Below are 22,246 nucleotides of genomic sequence, written 5' to 3' on the forward strand. Positions count from 1 at the left end.
GGCACACCGTAAGCGCCTTGAGATCGACGTGTTCGATCGCGCAGCGCGTGCCGTGGGTCAACGGCGGTAACGTTTGGCTACGCGGCGCATCGCCGTCGTCGTCTGCGCCATCGTTGGATGCGGGCTCGTTCAACACGCTGCGCCAGCCGACCACCGCGATCTGCTTGCCGGTCGCGGTCAGCCGATCCGGTCCGCTTGCAAGTTGCGCCACGGTGCGATCGAATTCGTGATGGGGCAGGAACTGCGCCAGATAATGCGCGCGGATCTGCCGGTAGACGGCCTGCTCGTTGTCGGACATCGCCGTGAGGTTGGCCGGTTCCAGCGTGGGGATGATGCCGTGGTGCGCGGTGATCTTGCCATCGTTCCACGCGCGGGAGCGCTGCGTCGGATCGAGCGTGGCCATCAGTCTGCGCAACGAGGGATCGGTTGCGACCAGCGCGGCGAGGACAGTGGGTACGTCCGTGAGCATGCTTTCGGGAAGATGGCCGCAGTCGGTGTGGGGGTAGGTGGTCGCCTTGTGCGTTTCGTAGAGCGCCTGTGCGATGTCGAGCGTTTCCTGCACGTCGAGCCCAAATTGCCGTGAACATGTTTCCTGCAAGGTGCCCAGATCGAACGGCAGAGGTGGCGCGTCACGCACGCGTTCCGTGTCGAAGGAGATCACTTCGACATCGCGCACGCCCTGAAGTCGAGCGAGAGCATCTTGCGCGACGTGCTGCTGCAGACAACGTCCGGCGTCATCCGTGTTGCCGTCCGGCGCCTGCCAGTGTGCGATGAAGCGCTGGCTGTTCGCAGACAGTGAAAGTTCGATGGTCCAGAAGGGAACCGGCAAAAAGCGCGCGATCTCGTGATCGCGGTCGACGACCAGCCGCAGCGTCGGTGTTTGTACGCGGCCGACGGACAGCACGCCGTGGTAGCCAGCTTGCCGCCCCAACACGGTGAAGAGGCGGCTGAGATTCATGCCGACCAGCCAGTCGGCGCGCGAACGTGCCAATGCCGCGTGATAGAGCAGCAGCGTCTCGGCGCCGGGCCGCAACGCGTCCAGCGCCTTGCGGATCGATGCATCATTCAATGCCGACAACCACAGGCGCTGGATGGGACCGCTATAGCTGCACAACTCGAGGAGTTCGCGGGCGATCATTTCGCCTTCGCGATCGGCATCGGTGGCGATGACGAGTTCGTCGGCCTTGCCGATCAGCGCCTTGACGATGGTGAACTGTGTCGTCGTCTTCGGCTTGATCTCGATGCGCCACGGACTGGGAACAATCGGAAGCTGGTCGATGGACCACTGCTTGTACTGCTCACCGTAGGCGTCGGGCTCGGCGGCCTCGACGAGATGGCCGATGCACCACGTCACCGTGACGCCATTGCCGTGATAGCAGCCGTTGCCGCGTTGCCTGGCACCGATGACGCGGGCGATGTCCTTGCCCTGTGACGGCTTCTCACATAGAAAGAGGCGCACGGTGACACCTTGCATTCATCACGATCATTCCGATCACGATGGCAGTGAGACCGACGAACGCAGAGCGGAAAATAGAAGTCGGGTGCCGCCCTATTGGGCGAGGGAAAGGTAGGCGCGGCGAGCCGAGCCGGAGGCGTTATTCTTGAGGCTTTCCGTCATTCACTGCATACCAGGGACGATTGATATGGCGTTGCTGCCCCGACGACCGGCAGGTCAACCGAAGACAGTACGGCAACAAGACTACCGGGCGTGGCGCGCCGAACAGATGGCCGCGATCACGGACAGCTCCGCGTCGGCGCGCCAATCGTACTGGCCGCATGACGAAGAAGATGACGGCAGGCATGAGCATCCGTGGCGGCAGGCGCGTGAACGCATCGTGGCGTTTCGGGCGCATGTCCGAGGGAAGCTTGGTTGGCAACCCGACATCGATCAGATGCCGCTGATGCAGCGCGCACTGGGCATCCCGTCGTATGTGCCCATGACGCGACAGTGGTGGATGGTCATCCTCTGGCTGTTTATCACGCCGCTAATTCCGCTTCGTTGGCGCTTGCGGGCCGGGCGAACGCTTCTGAGACACGTTCGAACGTATGAGGGGCGGGAGTATCTTTTCGAGCGTTTTGTCGCGCCGCTCTGGATAACCCGAGCCTCCTATTCCGAAGCCATCGATCACGCGCTACGCCATTTACCCTTGGCGCGTGCCGTCAAGGCTTACGATGCGCTCGCCTTCCTGGAAGAAGGGGATATGGATGCCGTCATCCGGCTCGGCGTGACCAGGGTGGAGGACATGCCGGAGAGATGGAGGGATGTTCGTCGATGCTACGCGCTCACGGTGATCCACGCCCTGATCGATGAAGGTGTCCTGCAGCGCATCGACGAACTGGACCGGCTACCTGTCCGCGATCACTACTACGGTGGGGCGCCGCTGAACGTCGATGTTGCCCGCCTTCGATCGATGGTTCGCGTATTGCTGTCGGCGGGTATGCCGCGTGAGAAGGTTCCGGACATTCTTGATCGTCCCTATGGTTACGATGCGATGCAGTTATCGGCCACCCTGATGCTGTTGCGCGCACGCGGCCTGGTCGATGTAGCGGGCTTGTTCGACGCCGTGGGAGAGCGGTTATGGCGGGTGGGTGAGGAGAGGTGGCCGCGCAAATTCGGACAGTCGGGTAAGTGGAATGCCCGGGGCCTGAGCCAGCGATAATGCAGGCAAAGGAACCGGAAAGATGACGAAGAGAACCCGACGGACGCACTCAGCGGCGTTCAAAGCGAAAGTGGCCCTGGCGGCGGTCAAGGGCGAGCGCACGCTGGCCGAACTGGCGCAGCAGTTCGATGTGCACCCGAACCAGATCACGGAGTGGAAGCGGCAACTGCAGGAGCGTGCGGCGGATGTGTTCGGCGCGGCCGCTCCACCGTCGAACGAGCCGCCGGTGGACGTGAAAACGCTGCACGCGAAAATCGGACAGTTGACGCTGGAGAACGATTTTTTGTCAGGAGCGCTCGGCAAAGCCGGACTGCTGAGCGCAAAGCGATGATTGACCGTACGCATGCGCTGCCGGTTTCGCGACAGACGCGACTGGTTGGCATCGCGAGATCGAGCGCGTATTACCGGGCGCAGCCAGTGAGCGAGGCGGACCAGTTGCTGATGCGGCGGATCGACGAACTGCACATGGAGTTTCCGTTTGCCGGAGCGCGGATGCTGGCGCGTCTGTTGCGCCGGGAAGGCTATGAGGTCGGCCGCCGCCGCGTGCGCACGCTGATGAAACGCATGGGCGTGGAAGCGCTGTACTGCAAGCCGAACACGAGCCGACGCAATGCGCAGCACAAGATCTGGCCGTACCTGCTGCGCGGCATGAAAATCGCCCGGGCCAATCAGGCGTGGGCACTGGACACGACATACATTCCGATGGCGCGAGGCTTCGTGTACCTGACGGCAGTAGTGGATTGGTCAAGTCGCAAGGTGCTCTCGCACCGGGTGGCGATCACGCTGGAAGCAGTGCACGCCGTCGAGGCGCTCGAGGAAGCGTTCGCGCGCTACGGGCTGCCGGACATTGTGAACACCGATCAGGGCAGCCAGTTCACGGCGGGCGCGTTCACCGAGGCCGTACTGGGTCGAGGCGTGCGGCTGTCGATGGACGGTAAAGGGGCCTGGCGCGACAACGTGTTCGTCGAACGCGTGTGGCGCAGCGTCAAGTACGAAGAGGTTTACCTGCGAGCTTACGAGTCGGTCAGCCATGCCCGGCGCTCCATCGGCGACTACATCGAGCTGTACAACCGAAAACGGCCCCATTCGAGCCTGGCGGATCGGACGCCGGATGAGGCATACTTCGCGACGCTGCCTGCGATCAAATCGGCAGCATGATTGCCTCGGACGTTCCACTTAAAAATCTCAGAAAACTGTCCGAACGAGTGAGGCCACCTCTATGTTCTTGTCGACAACACTGACGTACGAATATTGCTGTCGCATCGTGCCGTCGCGGACCTGAACCAACAGGCGCGCGAACGTGCCCAGGCTCAGGCCGAGTGTGGCCACTGAACGGAAAACAACATGCCACACGTCGAACGGAAGGAAGCATTTCGGAACGCGCTCATTGACCTGGCAAACGCACACATAAAATCGCATGGGATCACGCCAGAGGACGCTGCGGCCGTCTTTGCCGAAGAGGCCGCCACTGCACTCGATCACCTTGGCTGGAAGCCACACGCGCAGCGTGCCGCGTCCGAACATTTGGTCGCAGCCGCAGCTTGCTTGAACGACGGACGCGTGATTCCGGTTCCTGGGTTCGACGTGCTGTTTCCGAGCAACGGCGAAGCCAACTGAGACAGCGGAAAACAACCTGGCGCACGAGCGCCCCGCACGGCCGGCAGCCGAAACAATGCAATAGCAGGAGAGGAAAACAATGGCGGCCATTAAGCGTACCTTTTCGGATGTGAAGGCTCAAATCGAGGCATTGCAGATCGAGGCCGACGCACTGCGCGCGGCTGAGATCGAGGCCGTGCTTGCCGACGTACGCGCTAAGGTTGCCGAATACGGTCTAACGGAGCAAGACGTGTTCGGTCGCAAGCGCACGACTCGGGCAAAGGACACTTCAACGTCGAAACCGCAAAGCGTGCCGAAGTACCGCGATCCCAAATCGGGGGCGACGTGGTCCGGCAAGGGGCGCGCACCGGCGTGGATTGCGAACGCAAAGAGGCGCGAACGCTATTTGATCGAGCAGTAAGGTCGGGTCGATCGACACGATCGCCACAACGGAAAACAGGGAGAAGGGCTGAACATGCGTTCGATATTGACGTGGGCGAAGCGGCTTGTCGGCGGGTCAGAACAGAGCGGGGTATTTAAGCTCGGCTATGGCGTTGCTGAACCGGCCTCACGTAAGGGGAGATCGCCCTTCGACGATGCCATCGTAAGGACGCTCGCCTCAGTTGGGGCACGGCCCGGTGACATTGTCGAAGTCAACGAGCTTGGCGCTGCGCGCGTGGTCGGTCGACCTCAGCAACGGGTTCGCGGTTGAGGCGGGTGATGTGATTTGCGCCGGGTGGACCGTCTCTATGTCAGCGTCGCAGACCATTCCGACACCAACGATACCGAAGGTCGCCCCAGATTTTCATATCTTCGGCAATCTGATGACGTCAAATGGCACGGTAGCTGGACGAGCGCCTGCCAGCGTCGCTCCGTCGACAGCGAAATAGCAAGGAAAACGCAAAACCTCAGACCACGCGTTACCCGCAAGTGCGATTATGGGGATGTGCGGACAAGCGCCCGCACGCTTCTATCCTGTCACATCAATCGCTGGAGCAGTTCGCGTCGCGCGAAGAGCGATAGTTTGTGGAGTAGCGGACCTACCAGCGGCGGAACTCTCGGTTCGGCCGGTGCATGGCATGGCGACTCTGGAAGACCGAAGGCGCCACCACGGAAGCTCCCCTCTTCTTGATCGGCGTCGGTCCGAATCAGTTTGGATGGCCAACCCAATCAGTGTGGGGGCGAGATCCAGTGACGAGTACCAGTCGTAGAAAGGAAAAGAATCCGATGAAGTGTAAAATTTAACTGATGATATACCTCGTGCCGCCGGGCTCAGCGTTGAAAAGCAGTTGAGCTGTTTTAGCGCAAAGTGAACCAGGACACGCGAACGTGCGATACGGATATCGCGCGGGGATTATTTGTCCCGAGCGCATCCACCAACCCTTTCTGGCTCTTGTCTTCAATAATGAATCGCAATCTGACGCAGGGCTGCGCAATCCTCATCGGCGCCGTTATCGGTGCGTACGTGACATTTGTATTGACAAAAACCACGGCGGCGAAAAGGCAGATTGACGTCTTTACTGCGGGCGTATATTTCGGTTGCCGGAACGCGCCAAAGGGTACCTCAGTCACCGATCGGAAACGATGCCTCATCCTCACAGGTGATGCGCGACAGATGGCTCGCAAGGAAGCCTACTTCAAATCACCTCCGGTACGCAGCGGCCTGTAGCCAGGTCGGAGATCGCGTCTATGATCGCCACACCCGAAAAATGACCTGTGAGTTCCGTTTGGGCCACTTCGGATCGTCGCAGCGACGGCACGACTATCGAACGTGCTACCGACACTCGGTCACAGAAGACCGGGAGGGCGTACTTTCCGAAAATCGAGACAAGCGACGGCCCATCAACATTGTCAACCTAACTCGAGACGTCGAAGATTCCATATGAAGCGATTCACCGTGCGCAAATCGCGCATTCACGGACGAGGCGTATTCGCGCTGCGGTCAATTAAAGCAGGCGAGTCGTTGCTCGAGTACAAGGGGCAAGTGATTACGTGGCGAACTGCAATCGTGGCGCATCGCCGCAACGGAATCGCTGGACACACCTTCTACTTCGGACTGTCCAACGGTCGCGTCATCGACGGCAGCATTGAGGGCAACAGCGCACGTTGGCTCAACCACGCGTGTGAGCCGAACTGCCATGCCGTCGAGTCGAAGAATCGCATCTTCATTGAGGTGATCCGGGATATCGCACCGGGTGACGAACTTTCGCTCGACTACGGCTTGGAGGTCGTCGGATCGAACTCGGAGAAAGTTCGCCAAGAATATGCTTGTCACTGCGGCAGTGCGCGTTGCCGCGGTACGATGCTTGCCCTCGAATAGGCCCCAGCAAATCGGAATCAGTCGATAGTAACCTGTGACCAACGCCTCATCGCGCGGCTAAACGCAGAAGCATTTTTGTATCCAAGTCGAGCCGCTATTTCTTTGGCGGTATAGTGCCGTTCAGCGAGGTATTTCGAAGCGATATCTTGGCGCACAATGTCTTGCAAAGCACTAAATGACGTCCCCATATCTTTAAGCTTGCGCTGCAAACTGCGCAATGACATACCAAGCCGATCGGCGAACTCGACAACATCTTGACAGATCGGATTTTCATACATCAGGCAAAGCAGTTGCCCCACGAGGTCGGTCGGCATCCAATGGGCCAATTCAAACTCCCGTTTTTCGCAGGCTTTTTTTGCCACCTCATATTCAATGGGATGAGCAAGGGGTAATTTCGTCCGTAAGATTGAAGCATCAAATTCCAGGAAGTTTACTTCAGATTCAAATATTGCAGGGCATGAAAAATACTCAGAGTAGCTATCCGCGTGAGAAGGCCTTGAAAAAGTAAATCCGATGCGCGTGAAATTCGGTGACATTCCTGTCAAATCAATAATCTGCCTGCGGATTGCCGTAAAGCACATGTCTGTGTTAATAACAAGTAAATCGTGTCGATATGTGTAGCCACCGACAATAATTCGAGCAACTTCGCCATCGACCAATAACTTCATCCGAAAATAGCTAATCCCTAGCAATGGGTGTTCAAACGCGAGGCGCATCGCGTCACCAAGCGTGGGGCTAACAAGCATTGCGTGAGCCCGAAGCCCATACGCCGTCACCGGTATCTCGTTACCGATATGAAGGCCGATTGCGGAATTCCCAGTGGCTTTCAGCGCATTGGCAAATAAGACCATCTCCTGAGCATGCGTCACCATCGCGTTGGGACGCTCGACGTCGGAGGGTGAAATACCAGTCCCGTCCAGCAGAGTCTCTCTGGACAATCCAATACGCTTCATTACCTCAAGCGTAATGAAAATAGTATGAAGCGGCGCAGGACGCTGCGCCGCGGTGCGATTGACCGCCATGGCTACTGGCCTCATCCAACATCCTCGGATAGCTTATTCTCTCAGCGACTTTGAAAAGGTGACCTGGCAGCCGTATTCGTCCAACTCACCACGCTCCCATCCGAGATGCTGATAAAAGCCGTCGGCACGCGAGCCTGGATCTGTCACCAACGTGACCCGGTCCACTCCATTGTCTCTCAGCCATTTCACGGCGCGCTCGAGCAACTCGCGCCCAACACCCATACTGTGAAAGGTCGGTCTAACAAACAGAGCAGAAATGAACGGCGTATCGGTCATGACCGGCAGGCATACTCCGGCCGCCTCGCCGTCGCATTCGCAGATCCAGCCGCCACCCTGGCGAATCTTCTCGATCAAAAGGCTGCGGTTGAGCAAATGGATCTGATGTGGGTGGATCCTATTCTCGGTTACCGAGAAGCGGACGTCGTAAAATGCACCGATGTCACCCTCTTTCATAGGGCGGTATTCTAAACGCTCGGCCGTAATCATATTCGTTATCTTCTCTCTATTTTGCATCGTGAAACGCCCGATGTCTGCTCATCGAGCGCGCGTGCGTGGTACGATTGTTACACATTTCGGATCATCATCTCGATTTTCGCCAGACTTCGCTTCCTCGCTATGCATCGTACGCAAGCGATCGCACTTCGCGGCTTCCGATCACGCAAGAACCACCATAATGGTGCCGCTCACCGCTCCATATATGAACCTCGTCACCAGGCAGTTGCTCATAGTGATGAGAATCATTAAATCCGCTACCACGCCGACATTCTCATATTGCGCGCAATAATCGCAGCCTGAGCGTTGCGATAATCAAAACAGGTCAATCAATTAGCGTCGGCGATGAACTGCGGTAACAATTTTGGCGCTTGGAGATAACAGATTGACGCGATGGGCACCGATCCGCTCTATAGAATATGGCGACCAATTTGCAAGACTCTCGTCCGCACGAGCTAACCGATTCGAGGTAATTGGTGGTGTTTAGAATACCCACACTAAATCTACGCAGATCAGGGCAAGTGGAGCGATTGATTTTTGACCCTCTGCTGCTCGTCATGATTTTGGGCGTCGTTCTCCCACTGGCGGTGCTAGCCGTTTCATCAATCAACGCGCCACTGGAGTTTGGTGGGGTGGCATGGGGCGAGTTCACGCTTCGAGCGTATCAACGGGTGATCTTCGATCGTGATTGGGATGGGTCTCTCGTGCTTCAACAAGGCTATATCAGCATCTTCATTCGATCGATGATGATGGCGATATCCGCGACAACAGGATGCTTGCTCCTTGGATTCCCAACCGCGCTGTTTATTGCGACGCGCACGTCGAAGTGGAAAGCCGCGCTGCTAGTGCTGGTGACGATCCCGTTCTGGACTTGCGTTGTTGTGCAAATGACTGGATGGATTATCGTCATGGCCGACAACGGGCTAGTGGCACAAACCTTGAGCTTTATGGGGCTGCTTCGAGGTCCGCTCGGTCTTTTGTACACCGATCTCGCAACGCTAATCGGTCTCGTCTACGCGTTCACTCCGTTCATGATTTTGCCGATCTTTGCCGCACTCGACGATTTCGACTGGCGGCTGGTCGAGGCGGCGTATGACCTCGGCGCTCACCGAATGTCAGCCCTGTTGCAGGTGATCGTGCCTGTCTGCTGGCCGGGCGTCATGGCGGGCATTGGACTAGTTTTCGTCCCCGCGCTTGGGGCGTACGCCATTCCGGGCTTGCTCGGTGGCAATCATGCGTTCATGGTCGGCAATCTGATCGATTTTCAGTTTGCCGGCGGTCGTGATTGGCCCCTCGGGGCAGCGATGTCTTTTGCGCTACTCGCCTCCGTGCTTCTGGCGATGCTCGTACTGCGCCTGAAGTCGATCCTCCAGCATCGGGAGCTCGGCCATGAATTCGCATGAGTTGCGCCGGTTTCCATTGGCGGCGGGAATCGCGATTACCGTATTGCTGTTCCTCTACCTGCCATTGTTGGTCGTCGGTTGGATGAGTTTCAACGATGGACCTTCTGCGCTCATGTGGGAAGGGTGGGGCACACGGGGCTACATCGAGGCCTGGGCCGATCCTACGCTGATTCGTGCAGTGCAAAATTCGCTGGTCCTCGCTCTGGGATCGATGGTGCTTTCTACCGGACTGGCAACAAGCGCCGCCGTCGCGGCGTGGTCGCGCAGGGAGCGACGAGCAGTCGATCTGCGTACGGTCGTTATCGCGCTGCCGCTGGCGATTCCCGAGGTGGTGCTCGCGATTGCAACGATGATGCTCTTCTCGATGTTCGCGCTTGACGTTGGCTTTGTCGCCCTTCTGTTTGGTCACGTGGTGTTTTGTGTCCCGCTCGCGTATCTGCCGATCAATGCGCGGTTGAAGACGATTGACCGCACGTTGCTCGAGGCAGCCGCTGATTTATCGGCTCCACCATGGGCTGCATTCCGTCAAATTACGTTGCCGTTGGTCCTGCCCGGTATCGTCGCAGGCGCGCTCCTCTCGTTCGTCGCCTCTATGAACGACTACGTCACGAGCTACTTTCTGGCGGGCGCCGGGATGAGCACCTTGCCGATGTACATCTTCAGTTCCCTGAAGATCGGGATATCGCCGAAGGTCAGCGCGGTTTCCGTCTCGGTTGTTGCCCTTTCGTCCATTCAGTTGCTGACGGTTTGGGCGCTCGGGGCGCGCCGCGCCGGCAGATCCATCGGCACCCGTGTTGACACGTACCATTCAAACATTCAAACAATGAGAGCCGTATGAAGAAAATTATCGGGGCAATGCTGCTCGCTGTCGTTGGAACCACGACGGCGGCAGAGCTCCACGTCGGTAGCTGGCCCGTGATTATGCCTGTCGCGCTATTGAAGAAGTTTCAGGCGGAGACGGGAGTCGAGACGACGCTTGACACTTACGCGAGCGATGCAGCGCTAACGCAGAAGTTGCAGGCCGGTGGCGGCGGGTACGACGTCGTGATCGCCGGCGACTATTACGTCCCCGTGTTGGTAAGGTCCGGCCTGCTGCTCAAGCTCGATAAGAACAGGTTGCCGAACATGGCAAACATCAAGCCGGAATACCGCCATCCGAGCTTTGATTCCGATCGCAACTACGCGATCCCGTTTACGGTCGTACTGACTGGCTTCGCCTATGACAGCGCGCGCGTGCCTGGCGGGAGGCTCGACGATAGTTGGAAATCTCTCTTTGAACCACCTGAGGCGCTGCGCGGCCAGATCGGCGATTTAGACGTCGAAGAGGAGTTGTACATGGCCGCGAGCTGGTATCTGGGCCAAGATGAGTGCACCGAAAATCCGGCTGATGCAAAGCGGGTACTTGACGTCCTGCAAAAGCAGAAGCCCTTCGTGAAAACGTATAGCAACGACGGCACAGTCGATCGCCTCGCGTCCCGTCAAATCACCGTTCAACATGTCTGGAACGGCGCCGCAGTGCGTGCGCAGGAACGCCTCCCGAGCATCAAGTTCGTCTATCCGAAGGAGGGCGTTCGGCTGTTCATGGACAGCCTGCTCATCCCCGCAAAAGCCCGCAATGTCGATTCCGCCTACAAGTTCCTCAATTGGATGATGCAACCGGAGAACATCGCGTTGGTGACGAATGCGGTTCGGTACAACAACGAGATCATCGGCTCCGATCGCTACGTTGATGCAGCGTTGCTGAACAACCCAGCAGTCAAGACGCCGGAGCAGTACAAGGCACGGCTCCGGCCGTACAAGTTGTGCTCGCCGGCCGCGATTCAGTTGCGCAACAAGGTCTGGTTGAAGCTGAAGGGGAATCGATAAGCTGCGGTGACGATCACGGCTTCCCCAAAAGTGATTTGAAGCGAAGCGGCGCCAGGCGATGCTGCGAACATTGCCTGACGCCTAACCTAGGTGCACACATTGAGAGACCACCATGGCTGACCGTATTCTACGGGAACATCGGCACACCTGTCGTTTCGCTGTCGCAACGTTTGCATTCACCGCGACGCGATCAAGATCGTGGCACTCGAATCCACAGTGCACGCGCCAGTTGCGCGCGATCAATATATCTCCATCGGAACGCACGAATGCTTCCGACTGCTCGATGTGCGGACGTCGTCTAACGCCTCGCTCCGGTCGGTGTCCGGCCGAGAATTCGGTTGCCCAGTCGAACAAGATTCGTTGCACTTCCATCTGATGCTCGGGCGACACCTGACCGTCCGACTCGTTTAGGCCACCGCCTGCTGCCCTCCGATCTGCCTCGGAGCAGGCGGTTTTGCGATCGTCGGTATCGACGATCGCCTTTTTATTCACACCGTGTTGTCGCATGCCTGGCACACAACACCCGCCCCTGACGTCGCACGGCGCTCGGATGCGTGCGTCTAAACGTAATTCTATTGGAGAGAAATTGTGGCAACTTACGAAGAACTGAAAGCTCAACTCGATGCACTCAATAAGGAAGCCGAAGTAGCTAGAGAGCGTGAAATCTCCGCGGTACTTTCGGAGATTCGAGGGGCTGTCTTGAAGTACGAAATTCGGCCAGACCAGATCTTTCCGCAATGGACTCGCCTTCGCTCGCCAGACAAGCGGCGTGGCCCACTTCCGCCGAAATATCGGAACCCGATGACGGGCGAAACGTGGAGCGGTCGAGGCCGATGCCCAAAGTGGATGGCTGGCCTGCCGCGCGACGAATTTCTTGTCGATCGATTTGCTTGATCAGCAATCGAGCACTCCGCACGCGCGCTCATTGAAAGACACATGAAAATTCGAACCAGTAGACGGAGATTTCTCCGCTCTCGAGGTCCATTTCGACGCAAGGGACGCTGCGGCCAATGCTCAGCGGACCAATTTCCCGAATCGACCTGTTAACTCTGACAGGTCAACTCCATGTTGTAGAACCATCCGCTGTCAGCGCGATGGTAAATCTTCGTTAATTTGGCCGCCATTTGTCTCAGCCTTGATAAAATTAACGCGCCGTGAGGAGCGCCTCAATCACATCACGAATCAATGCTCCTCCAATTCGAATCCAAGCAGAAACCTGAGAGTCTTCCGTGACCAATTTGAACGATACGCTACGGGGTTTCGCGTCGGGGGCGGTCGACTGGAATAAACGTCCGGTCGCGTTGCACTTCGGCGCCGCGCAGGCCGCGGTCGGCCATCTGCTGGCGCTGCAGCACGCGAGCGTTCAGGAAGGCTTGATGTCCGGGATTCGCGGGAGTCTGACCTGCGTGTCGACCCGCCACGACCTGCCGCCCGGCGTGTTGCTCGGCATTCCGGTATCGATCCGGCTCGTGACCGACCGCGGACAACCGCATATGGTGAACGCGATCATCAGCGACGTCCAGATCGGACAAAGCGACGGCGAACTCTGCGTGTACCAGTTGACCGTGTGCGATGCGTTGTCGCTGATGGACAAGCGCACCAATTCGCGCGTGTTTCGGAAGCGGAACGTCGTCGACATTCTCATCGCGCTGTTCAACGAGTGGCAGCAGCGCAGTCCGGCTCTCGCGCGCGCGTTCGAATTCGATCTTTCCCACCTGCGCGCCGACCGCTATCCGCCCCGCGAATTGACGCGGCAGGTCAACGAGTCGGACGCGTACTTCGTGCGTCGCCTGCTGCGTCGCGAAGGGATCACCGTGTTTGTGAAGGCCGGCCCGGCGAAGCGCATGCAGAACGTTCGCGACGAAACGCCGGTGCATACGCTCGTATGCTGCGACGATCCGATGTCGCTGCCTCAAGCGCCCGCCGGCACGGTTCGATTGCATCCGCGTGACGGCGGCACCGAGCAACGCGACACGGTCACGCTGTTCGCGCTGCACCGGCAACTGGTTCCGGGCAAGGCCGGCCGGCCGTCGTGGGACTACAAGAAGGCGAGGATAGACGAATCGACCGTCGGCTCGAGTCTTGATCAGGGCGAGTCAGGCAACGACCTGGCCAAGTTGCTGACCGACGTCGCGATCGACATCCCGCACGCGGGCGATTCTTGGAGCGATCACGAGCGGCTCACCCGCGCGCGCATGCTCGCGCACGAGTTCGAAGCCGAACGCTATGACGGCGTCAGCAGTGTGCGCGATCTTGCCGTGGGTGCGTGGATCACGCTGACGGGCGCACCGGAATGGGACAAGCAACTCGCCGACAAGCGCCAGTTCGTGATCACGTCGATCGACCACGCCGTCTGGAACAACCTGCCGAAAGGACTCAACGAACGCGTGCAGGCGCTATTCGCGGCGAGCCGCAATCTCGCGCAGGCAGCTCCTGCGTTACCGGCCGCGCTCGCGGAGGATGCCGATACGCGTTACGAGAACACGTTCAGTTGCGTGCGCCGCGGCGTGCCGCTTGCGCCCGCGTACGATCCGCGAACGGACTTGCCGCCAGTGCATCTGCTGACGGGCACGATCGTCGGCACGGAGGACGAAGAAGTGTTCTGCGACGAGGACGGCCGCGTGCGCGTGCGGATTCACGGCCTCGATCCGGCGGACCACGCGCACGCGCAGGGTGCGGGCACCAACGACAATGCGGGCGATAGCGCGCCGATTCGCGTCGCGACGAGTCTCGCGGGAGCGAATTTTGGGGCATCGTTTCTGCCGCGCGTCGGCATGGAAGTCCTTCTCGGTTGTGTCGGCGGCGATCCGGACCGGTTGGTGATCATCGGGGTGCTGAGCAACGGCGCGCATCCGCCAGCGACGTTCAGCCACACGGGCCGGCTGCCGGGCAACCGTTACCTGTCCGGCATCAAGACGAGGGAAATCAAGGGGCAGCGGTACAACCAGCTGCGCCTCGACGACACGCCGAATCAGATCAGCGCGCAGCTGGCGAGCGAACATGCGCATTCGCAGCTCAATCTCGGGTACCTGACCCAACCGCGCGAGAACGGCCACGGGAACGACCGTGGCGAGGGCGCGGAGCTGCGTACTGACGCGGCGGCGGCGCTGCGGGCGGCGCAAGGCATTCTGTTGACGACCTACGCGCGCACGCAGGCGAGCGGCGGGCAACTGGACCGCGACGAACTGATTCGGTTGCTCGGCGAATGCTCGGAGCTGTTCAAGGCGTTGGGCGACTACGCGGGGCAGCACGGCGGGCAGGCCGCGGATACGGCCGGCCAGCATGCGGTGGCCGCGGCCTTCAAGAGCTGGGCGCCGGGCACGGGCGCGGGAACGGCCGACGCCGGCACGGCGGCCGCTACCGGCGAACAGGCGCTGATGGCGTTCGGCGCACAGGCTGGGTCGGTAAATGTCACCCCGAAGACGCACGTGACGTATGCCGGCGAGAACATCGATCAAGTCGCGCAGCAGCACCTGCAGTTGATGAGCGGTCAGCGGTTCAACGCGACGGCGGGACAGGGGATGCAGCTGTTCGCTCGCGGCACGGGCGTGCAGGCGGTGGCCGGCGAAGGACCAGTGCTGCTGCAGGCGCAATCCGACACGTTGACGGCGAACGCGCAGAAGGGCGTCAAGATCACGACGAACGAGAACGAGGTGTTCGTGAGCGCGCCGAAGATTCGGCTCGTTGCCGAGGACGGCAGCTACATCGAGATCGGCGGCGGCATCACGCTCGGCACGAACGGCGACATCAAGCTGCTATCGGCGTCGCACCAGTGGGGCGGGCCGTCGACGGCGCAGGCGACGAAGACCGCGTTCAGCAATCAGCCGACGGATCAGCGTTTCAAGCTGCACTACCCGGGCGAGGACGGCGATTTGCCGGCGGCGGCGAACAAGCCATTCCGGATCACGCTGGACGACGGGCGCGTCATCGAGGGCAAGACCGATGCGAGCGGCCTGACGGATCTGGTCAAGGACGACGCGATGCGTATCGCGAAGATCGACTATCTGAAGCCGAAGCTTTGAACCCGAGCGAACGATGAACGGTATCAACGATCAGTGTTTCACCGCCGCCCACGGGGCGGGCGTTACGATGGCGAATCGGCCGGGCGATCGGCCCGTTCAGGTTCCGGCCGATCTTCCGGGCGTGGTGATCTTCATTCATGGCGTCAACGATCCGGGTGCGGCCTATGCGACCGTTGAGCGCGGGCTCTGCCAAGGGCTCAATGAGCGCCTGTCGCGAAGCGATCTGCGGCCGGGTGAATACGGTCAGCGGTATGCGAGTGCGTCGGCGGCGCAACAGAAAGGGGAAAAGCTAAAGTACGCAAAAATACTGCGTGATCCGGACATGTACCTTTACGAACGCTCAGAAACTAGCGGCACCCACAGCATGTTTCTCCCGTTTTACTGGGGCTATCGGGCGGCGGACAACGAGATCGCGAAGGTGAACAGGCCGGGCGAGGTCAAGAGCCGCGTGGCGGACAGCGACGGCAATCTGCTGACGCGCGGCCAGTATCAGGACATCCACGCGAACCGGCTCGATGCCCATTTCGGCAAGGGGGGCGGGTTCTTCGCCAACGCGACCAACAACATCCCTCAGATGTACAGCCGCGGCTTCGAACCGGACAAGCTCGAGCGCGTGGTGATGCAAAATGCGCTTGCCGGCAACACGATATTCGCCGGCAACTCGCCTGACCGCCGTTACTTCGTGCTTGCCGCGGCTCGCCTGGCGAACCTCATCAAGACAATGCGCGCCATCCAGCCCTCCGCGCTCGCGCTGGAGCACGGAATCGATCCGAAGCACGAAACGATCACGGTGATGGGGCACAGCCAAGGCACGATCATCACGCTGCTCGCGCAGGCGATGCTCAAGCAGCAAGGACAACGCTGCGTCGACTGCATCGTCATGGTCGACACGCCGTACAGCCTGCAGTTCACGAAGGACGGCAGCCAGCAAACCGGGCACGCGAAACTCAAGACGCTGGTCGACATCGTCAACGCGGTGACGAGCGAGCCGCATACGCTTCCGGACTTGGCTGACCTGATGATCGATTCGGTTTGCTCGGGCGGACGAGCTGGACGGAACTGGAGCCAGACGCAGGGAAAGCGCCTGGACAAGCGTGGCAAGAACTGGATCACGTTCGACGAGCGCGATAACCGGGGCAAGGTCTATCTTTACTTCTGCCCCGAAGACACCGTGGTCGGCCTCGATAAGGTACGCGGGATCGGGACGTTCGGCGTGCCCGACGACGTTCCGGCCGATGGCGCGGCAGCCAAGCAGGGCAAAACGATGCCGGCAATGACGACGCTCGCGCCGAAACGCTTTTTCCAGCGCATGTGGACGCGACTGGAACGCGACCAGGACGGCAGAGGGAAGCGGTCGAAGGTCGCTGTCGGTACGCCCCCCGCGCGCGTACCGGTCCGGGACCAGGTTCAGCGATTGACCCCGGGGCCCGACACGGACGGCACGATGTTGGGCTCAGTGGTCGAGTCCAGCAAGAACATGGCGCTACAGGCGTCGTTCAAGCGCAACGACATTCGCTTCATCAACGGCGAGCAACTAAACCCGCCGTACGAGCCTGACCTGTACGGTGGCGAGGTCAAGAAAGGCGGGCAGCGACCCGGGCACGCCGATGTCGCCGGGCTGATGCGCCCGGATGACGTGACGAAAAACGTCGCGCTCGGCAACCAGTACGCGAAGTTCCAATGGAAGGACGTCGCGACGACGGATGACCCGGGCGCCAGCATCGAGCCGCACAGGCAGACGTTCAATCGAGGCCGTCCGATCGACGAGCAGTCGCATAACTGGCGCATCGTGCCGAGTCAGTCGCTCGGCTCGATTCTCTCGGCGGCCGCCACGGGCGGACGGTATCAGACGTACGTGATCCAACGCGAGGAAACGCCGGACGAAGTCCGCAAGCGGATGGGCACGGATGCCGATCAATTGGAAGCGAACAACTATCATTCGGGGGTTCTGCTCAGCTCCGAGAACCATCGCTGGGTCACGGCGATGGATGTCGCGATCGGCCAGGCAGTGACGTTGGATGATCCGGACTGGCGGCAGTTGTTGCTTTTAATGGCGGATTGGAAGATGACGTCGAGCGCACAGAAGCAGATCACAGATTGCAAATGCTTTTCACGGCTAGACGGTCATACGCGGGACTTTATTGACGCCTGCGCAAAGTACTATCAGAAGGGCTTATTCCCGTCTGAGAAGTTTGTGTTGCTCACTCTACCGCCGCTGGTCGCTAGCGAAGTGAAATTTGAGAAGAAAACGTGAGATTGACGAAGAGGTGTTATGAAACCTCGTATCTGGCCGTACATACTTGGGTTTATCTTGATCGCGCTGGGTTGGACAATCATCGTGATGACGCGGCATTATCACTATTGGCAAGCAACGGGACAGGAGATGCCAGGCATGGTGGGTAGCATTCGAAACGGTGTATTGGTTGCACTCGGTGTCGTTGCGGCGATCTTCGCCGTGAGCTACGTCTGGCTGCATATTGGCTCCGCTGAACCCGCATCGGCGGTCACAAGCACGGCATCGACTGCGCCGACAATGTCGGCTATGGTCCTACCTGGGAACAACGGTGCCCCGGAACTGCTCGCTCAGTCAGGCGGAAAATTCGTGTTGGAAGTGCGTGGCCTGGGGCTCGTCACGGGAAATGAGACAAATGAAGAGATTTGGAAGGCTATTGAAGCCAAGGCAGACAATCACTCCACATACATGTCGCAAAATTCCGCCGACTATCCTGCCAATGAAGATGAGCGTATGACTGATCTAGGCGTCGGGACAGGCCTGAGCTTCCAACTGGCGGCCCATCATTCCGTTGACTATTGGCCGGTCCCGGTGTTCATTTGGGAGCCGCCGAAAGCACCGCACGTTAGTCGGCCAGCTAATGAGCTTTCTGGTATTCGACAGGAGGCAAGCCTAGGCGTCACGCTCTTGCTGTGGCAAGAAGACGCGAACACGGACGACGGTGCAACCATCATCGAGAAGCTGTTCGCATTCTTCGACGCACATCCGGACGTGCCCGAGGCGGTTATCGTCACGTTTGATGGAGCGGCGACCCGCAAACTCAATCAGACACCCGGCTACGTGGACACGTTCAAGCAGTCCAACCTTCCTACGATGCCGGACAGCATGGTCGCGATGCTCGTGTCCCGCTCGGATCGCGTCGACCAACTGATTCGTCCCTACGCCGTCGAGCAGACGGAAAACGTCGACAAGAACACGACCGAATACGATATTACCAAGCTGTGGAATTTCTTCTGGGAGAGGAACAACGGAGAAGGGCCGGGCAGCTTTGAAGCGTACTATCAAGAGCAGCAGAAGGCGGCGGGCATCCATCCGCGCGCTTTTCTCGGCTTCATGTCGGCGCAATGGTGGCAGACACAACTCCCCGATTTCTGGAAAACGATCAGCAACAAAGGCCCGGGCGAGTTCAATCCGACGCCGTACATCCCGGTGCGCTGGACGACTTGGCAGGTGAAGCAATTCGACAACGCGCCGCTGCTCGGCTACCTGCATCGGCCCATCGACGTGAAGCTCGCCGATGCGCACGGCAAGCCGCTGAAGACCGCGCAGCAGGCGCAAGCGCTCAAGGCGGGGTGGCAGCAAGCCGTCGATACGCTGCCCACCGGCGAAACGCCGAAGCGGATCTTCTATGATACGACGGGCGATCGCGCGTGGGTCGCGCCGATCAACCAGGCGCTCGCGCAAAGCGGGCCGTCCGCGCCGAGTCTCGATGACGTGAAGGAAGGCTACGACATCGGCCGCCGGATCGGGAACACGGGCATTAGCTCGCCGTTGGTGCAGATCGGACTCGGCCTGATCGCCGGTTACAACGAAGGCGGAGCCAGCGCCACGATCAATCGGCGGCCGAACGGTACGGCGACGATCGTGATGGTGAGCCCGCCGACGCAGAAGCAACCGGACGTGAATCCTTTCCGATAAGGAGCCGGTATGCGCGGCGTGATTCGCATCGGTGATTCGACCTCGCACGGCGGTCGCGTCGAAACGGGCCGCGAAGGCTCGACAGTGATGGGGCGGGCGGTGGCCTGCGTCGGCGACCGCTGTATCTGCCCGATGGAAGGTGCCGATCATTGCGTGATCATCGAAGGGGACGAGAGCGTTCGCATCGATGGTCGCGCCGTTGCATGCGACGGGCACAAAACATCGTGCGGAGCCGCGCTCATCTCGTCGATTTCAACATCGGGGCGCGTGTGATGGAACGTGTCGGCTGGGATGGGGTAATTGTCCGATTCGTGCAAAATCTGCGACTACATTCGTGGCGCAGCTGTGCGTACAGTCGGAGCTGATCGCAACGCGGTTCGCGACTGCATTGGTGTGGAGTTCCGACAATCGCTGTTTGTCGCCAATCTTTTCCGCGAGTGGGCCGCATGGCGTCGAGCGTCACTGCGAGATGGTCTCAACCGTCCAACAGTCCCGTGCTTGCCGCACCCATTGCCTGAGCGAAGGGCCAGCGGCGCGCGATCATGCAGTCGGTCGTCAGCAGCAACGAGGCGATGGAGATCGCATTCTGCAGCGCCGAGCGCGCAACTTTGACAGGATCGACGATGCCGGCCGCAATCATGTCGCCATATACGGCATTGGCGGCGTCATAGCCGAACGCCCCGGACGCTGCGTCTACCGTATGCACGACAGCCTGCGCATCGGCGCCGGCGTTCTCGGCGATTTGGCGCAGCGGCGAAGCAAGGGCATCGTGGACGATGCGAGCGCCCGTGCGCTGCGCGTCCGTGAAGCCAGCACCGCCTTGCTCGAGCGTGCGGCGTGCGCGTAGCAATGCGACGCCGCCGCCCGGCACGATGCCTTCCTCCATCGCGGCGCGTGTCGCATGCAGCGCGTCCTCGAAGCGATTCTTGCGTTCACGCAGCGCGGTTTCCGTCGCAGCTCCAACCCGAATCACCGCGACGCCGCCCGCGAGCTTAGTCAGGCGGCGGGCCACCGCGTCGCGTTCGTAGCCCGGCGGCATCGCATCGAGCCGAGTACGCAGCACGCGAATTCTATCGTCGATGTGCTTGCGCTCACCCCGTCCGGCGATGATCGTCGTCGTATCACGGGAGATTTCGACACGGCGTGCGGCACCGAGCTCGTCGAGCGTCGTGCGCTCGAGCGTGCGTCCTGTCTGAGGGGAAATGACTGTCGCGCCCGTGAGCGCCGCGAGATCGGCTAACTGCTCGGTGCGCGCCTCGCCGAATCCGGGGGAGCGAATCGCGCAGGATTTCAGAGTGCCGCGGAGATGATTGACGACGAGGGTGGCCAGCGCTTCGCCTTCCACTTCGTTCGCGACGACGAGTAGCGGCTTGCCGGTGCTACTGAGGGCGTCGAGCAGCGGCAACAACTGCCCGATCCCGCTGACGTTCATGTCGCAAAGTAGAATGCGTGGTTCTTCGAGCACGACGTGGTGGCTGTCCGGTTCGACGAACAGCGGCGACAGATAGCCGCGTTCGACTAGCGAGCCATCCACGGTTTCGAGTTCGTCATCGAGCGTCGTGCCGTCTTCTATGCTGATCGCGCCCTCCTTCCCAACGCGCTCCACGGCTTGCGCGACGATGGCACCGATCGTGATGTCACCACTCGCGGATATCGTCGCTATCTGGCGCATTTCGTCGGCGCTCGCGCACGGACGGGCGATGCGGTGCAATTCGGCGATCACATTTTTCCCGGCCGCCTCGATCGCACGCTTGAGCGCCATGGGATCGTGCCCGGCCGTCACGCATTTGATGCCCTCGACCACGATCGCCTGGGCGAGCGTCGTAGCTGTGGTCGTTCCGTCTCCCGCCACTTCGCTTGTGCGTGTCGCGACTTCGCGCAGCAAGCGCGCGCCCATTGCTTCGAACGGATCGGGCAAATCAATGGAAGTCGCGACGACGGCACCTGAATTGGCGACGAGCGGCGGCGCTGTGCCGGGCAGCTCGACGATCACATTGCGCCCGCCCGGTCCGAGCGTAACCCTGACTGCTTCGGCCATGGCGTTAACGCCCTTTAGCAGCCGCTGACGCGCAGCCTGATGAAAAACCAGTGATTTGGCAAGCACGATACGCCTCCCATTCGAAGATGCGGGAAACAACGGGGTCGGGATTTCGGCTGCGTCGAAGTGCGGACGGGAAGACGACCGACCACGGATGCTGATATTTGATCGAACGGCTGCTCATGTGAGTTGACCTGAATCAACGGGCGCAAAGTGCATCGGGCGACCGATATCGCGCAACATTGCAGTTGCGCGGAAATTCATGCTGATCCTGTCGACGGCGCATCAGATTGAAGCGTCGCGCGACGAGTCGGCGCCCGGCCATCCTCGATCTCCACGCCCGATTCGCGGCGATTATTCGATGAAAGCCGAGTGATGCGGCAGCCGAGTGGCGCGGCTTTCACGAAAGTGAGATAGGGCGGACGTGTCCGCAAGCAACACGCCTTTCTCAAGCAAGTCGGCATGACCGTACCGGGGTGACCGGTCGTCGATTCGACCGCGCGACTGTATGCGTACTCGGCCGGGCAACGGGCGGGCTGGTTGCCGACGCGCCCGCGCCGGTACGCCGCCTCTGCGACGGATCGCATTCGATGCGGGGAGAGGTTAACTCGCACCGTTGCGCCCGCGAGAGCCGCGTACGACGAAGAAACCGGTACCAGCAAGTCCTCGCAGATATGGACATGGATCGCCGCGATCGGTTGGGCGGGGTACCTTGACCGGCAGACGGCTGCGGCAAGGAATGCCGGCCAGGGTCGGCAAATCAACCGGCTCCTATGCCAGGGCGCTTCCGGACGCTAATTGCCGCGTCTCGCAGAGCGCCAGGTAGTTGGGCAGATAGGTCTTGAGCACAAATGGGCGGGTGCCGTTAGGGCGATTCCGGCTGTCACGTCGTGTGC

The 22,246-nt window shown here is 60.2% G+C and carries 16 protein-coding genes and 1 pseudogene; 12 read left to right on the plus strand and 5 right to left on the minus strand.

Features of this window, described 5'->3' with window-relative positions; translation table 11 throughout:
• Positions 1 to 10: 10 nt before the first annotated feature.
• Positions 11 to 1,459, minus strand: a pseudogene (locus tag WS78_RS33875) (DNA topoisomerase 3); the annotation flags it as partial.
• Between the two features lie 184 nt (positions 1,460 to 1,643).
• Here WS78_RS33875 and WS78_RS33880 point away from each other — a divergent pair.
• Entirely contained in the window at positions 1,644 to 2,660 is a 1,017-nt protein-coding gene (locus WS78_RS33880; protein ID WP_059584754.1) for a hypothetical protein, read from the plus strand.
• Positions 2,661 to 2,682: 22 nt separating this feature from the next.
• A protein-coding gene (locus WS78_RS33885; protein WP_394335868.1) for an IS3 family transposase occupies positions 2,683 to 3,818 on the plus strand; the annotation gives its coding sequence in 2 pieces (ribosomal slippage) (positions 2,683 to 2,938 and positions 2,938 to 3,818; 1,137 coding nt in all).
• 27 nt (positions 3,819 to 3,845) lie between these two features.
• Here the strand turns inward: WS78_RS33885 and WS78_RS36790 are convergent.
• Positions 3,846 to 4,367, minus strand: coding sequence for a hypothetical protein (locus tag WS78_RS36790; protein ID WP_156437478.1), 522 nt, complete (start codon positions 4,365 to 4,367; stop codon positions 3,846 to 3,848).
• Here WS78_RS36790 and WS78_RS33895 point away from each other — a divergent pair.
• Positions 4,357 to 4,677, plus strand: a complete 321-nt coding sequence (locus WS78_RS33895; protein ID WP_059575750.1) for an H-NS histone family protein — start codon at positions 4,357 to 4,359, stop codon at positions 4,675 to 4,677. The genes WS78_RS36790 and WS78_RS33895 overlap by 11 nt on opposite strands.
• 1,461 nt (positions 4,678 to 6,138) lie before the next feature.
• On the plus strand, positions 6,139 to 6,576 hold the full coding sequence (locus WS78_RS33900) for an SET domain-containing protein (protein WP_059575748.1): 438 nt from the start codon (positions 6,139 to 6,141) through the stop codon (positions 6,574 to 6,576).
• 17 nt (positions 6,577 to 6,593) lie between these two features.
• On the opposite strand, the gene WS78_RS33905 is transcribed toward WS78_RS33900, so the two are convergent.
• Both WS78_RS33905 and WS78_RS33910 read right to left on the minus strand, forming a co-directional pair.
• Complete coding sequence (locus tag WS78_RS33905) at positions 6,594 to 7,613, minus strand: AraC family transcriptional regulator (protein ID WP_063889424.1); 1,020 nt, start codon at positions 7,611 to 7,613, stop codon at positions 6,594 to 6,596.
• Positions 7,614 to 7,631: 18 nt separating this feature from the next.
• Positions 7,632 to 8,084, minus strand: coding sequence for a GNAT family N-acetyltransferase (locus WS78_RS33910; RefSeq protein ID WP_059575746.1), 453 nt, complete (start codon positions 8,082 to 8,084; stop codon positions 7,632 to 7,634).
• 563 nt (positions 8,085 to 8,647) lie between these two features.
• Between WS78_RS33910 and WS78_RS33920 the strand changes: the two genes are divergently transcribed.
• The 8 genes from WS78_RS33920 to WS78_RS33955 all read left to right on the plus strand — a co-directional run bounded on the left by WS78_RS33920 (position 8,648) and on the right by WS78_RS33955 (position 19,585).
• On the plus strand, positions 8,648 to 9,493 hold the full coding sequence (locus WS78_RS33920; protein WP_197419431.1) for an ABC transporter permease: 846 nt from the start codon (positions 8,648 to 8,650) through the stop codon (positions 9,491 to 9,493).
• Positions 9,480 to 10,331 carry an ABC transporter permease gene (locus WS78_RS33925; protein ID WP_059575743.1) on the plus strand — a complete coding sequence of 284 codons (852 nt, stop codon included), beginning with the start codon at positions 9,480 to 9,482 and terminating at the stop codon, positions 10,329 to 10,331. The genes WS78_RS33920 and WS78_RS33925 overlap by 14 nt, the downstream gene beginning before the upstream one ends.
• Positions 10,328 to 11,359: an extracellular solute-binding protein gene (locus tag WS78_RS33930; protein ID WP_059575741.1), complete on the plus strand. Its 1,032-nt coding sequence runs from the start codon at positions 10,328 to 10,330 to the stop codon at positions 11,357 to 11,359. The genes WS78_RS33925 and WS78_RS33930 overlap by 4 nt, the downstream gene beginning before the upstream one ends.
• 588 nt (positions 11,360 to 11,947) lie before the next feature.
• Positions 11,948 to 12,253, plus strand: a complete 306-nt coding sequence (locus WS78_RS33935) for an H-NS histone family protein (protein WP_060822419.1) — start codon at positions 11,948 to 11,950, stop codon at positions 12,251 to 12,253.
• A gap of 335 nt (positions 12,254 to 12,588) precedes the next feature.
• Positions 12,589 to 15,381, plus strand: coding sequence for a type VI secretion system Vgr family protein (locus WS78_RS33940; protein ID WP_198174686.1), 2,793 nt, complete (start codon positions 12,589 to 12,591; stop codon positions 15,379 to 15,381).
• Between the two features lie 13 nt (positions 15,382 to 15,394).
• Complete coding sequence (locus tag WS78_RS33945; RefSeq protein WP_059583905.1) at positions 15,395 to 17,635, plus strand: DUF3274 domain-containing protein; 2,241 nt, start codon at positions 15,395 to 15,397, stop codon at positions 17,633 to 17,635.
• An 18-nt stretch (positions 17,636 to 17,653) separates the two neighbouring features.
• A complete protein-coding gene (locus WS78_RS33950) occupies positions 17,654 to 19,312 on the plus strand; it encodes a type VI lipase adapter Tla3 domain-containing protein (RefSeq protein WP_059583907.1) in 1,659 nt (552 codons plus the stop codon).
• Between the two features lie 9 nt (positions 19,313 to 19,321).
• Entirely contained in the window at positions 19,322 to 19,585 is a 264-nt protein-coding gene (locus tag WS78_RS33955) for a PAAR domain-containing protein (RefSeq protein ID WP_059583910.1), read from the plus strand.
• Positions 19,586 to 19,787: 202 nt separating this feature from the next.
• On the opposite strand, the gene groL is transcribed toward WS78_RS33955, so the two are convergent.
• Positions 19,788 to 21,416, minus strand: a complete 1,629-nt coding sequence (gene groL / locus WS78_RS33960) for a chaperonin GroEL (RefSeq protein ID WP_059583912.1) — start codon at positions 21,414 to 21,416, stop codon at positions 19,788 to 19,790.
• Positions 21,417 to 22,246: the final 830 nt, after the last annotated feature.

The organism is Burkholderia savannae, from assembly GCF_001524445.2.
GTDB lineage: Bacteria > Pseudomonadota > Gammaproteobacteria > Burkholderiales > Burkholderiaceae > Burkholderia > Burkholderia savannae.

Bases quoted from the DNA above. Each gene is read 5' to 3' on its own strand.
- WS78_RS36790 (WP_156437478.1), bottom strand. From the start codon at position 4,367: ATGGCCGCCATTGTTTTCCTCTCCTGCTATTGCATTGTTTCGGCTGCC.
- WS78_RS33880 (WP_059584754.1), top strand. From the start codon at position 1,644: ATGGCGTTGCTGCCCCGACGACCGGCAGGTCAACCGAAGACAGTACGG.
- WS78_RS33895 (WP_059575750.1), top strand. From the start codon at position 4,357: ATGGCGGCCATTAAGCGTACCTTTTCGGATGTGAAGGCTCAAATCGAG.
- WS78_RS33900 (WP_059575748.1), top strand. From the start codon at position 6,139: ATGAAGCGATTCACCGTGCGCAAATCGCGCATTCACGGACGAGGCGTA.
- WS78_RS33920 (WP_197419431.1), top strand. From the start codon at position 8,648: ATGATTTTGGGCGTCGTTCTCCCACTGGCGGTGCTAGCCGTTTCATCA.
- WS78_RS33925 (WP_059575743.1), top strand. From the start codon at position 9,480: ATGAATTCGCATGAGTTGCGCCGGTTTCCATTGGCGGCGGGAATCGCG.
- WS78_RS33905 (WP_063889424.1), bottom strand. From the start codon at position 7,613: ATGAGGCCAGTAGCCATGGCGGTCAATCGCACCGCGGCGCAGCGTCCT.
- WS78_RS33930 (WP_059575741.1), top strand. From the start codon at position 10,328: ATGAAGAAAATTATCGGGGCAATGCTGCTCGCTGTCGTTGGAACCACG.
- WS78_RS33955 (WP_059583910.1), top strand. From the start codon at position 19,322: ATGCGCGGCGTGATTCGCATCGGTGATTCGACCTCGCACGGCGGTCGC.
- WS78_RS33945 (WP_059583905.1), top strand. From the start codon at position 15,395: ATGAACGGTATCAACGATCAGTGTTTCACCGCCGCCCACGGGGCGGGC.
- WS78_RS33910 (WP_059575746.1), bottom strand. From the start codon at position 8,084: ATGATTACGGCCGAGCGTTTAGAATACCGCCCTATGAAAGAGGGTGAC.
- WS78_RS33950 (WP_059583907.1), top strand. From the start codon at position 17,654: ATGAAACCTCGTATCTGGCCGTACATACTTGGGTTTATCTTGATCGCG.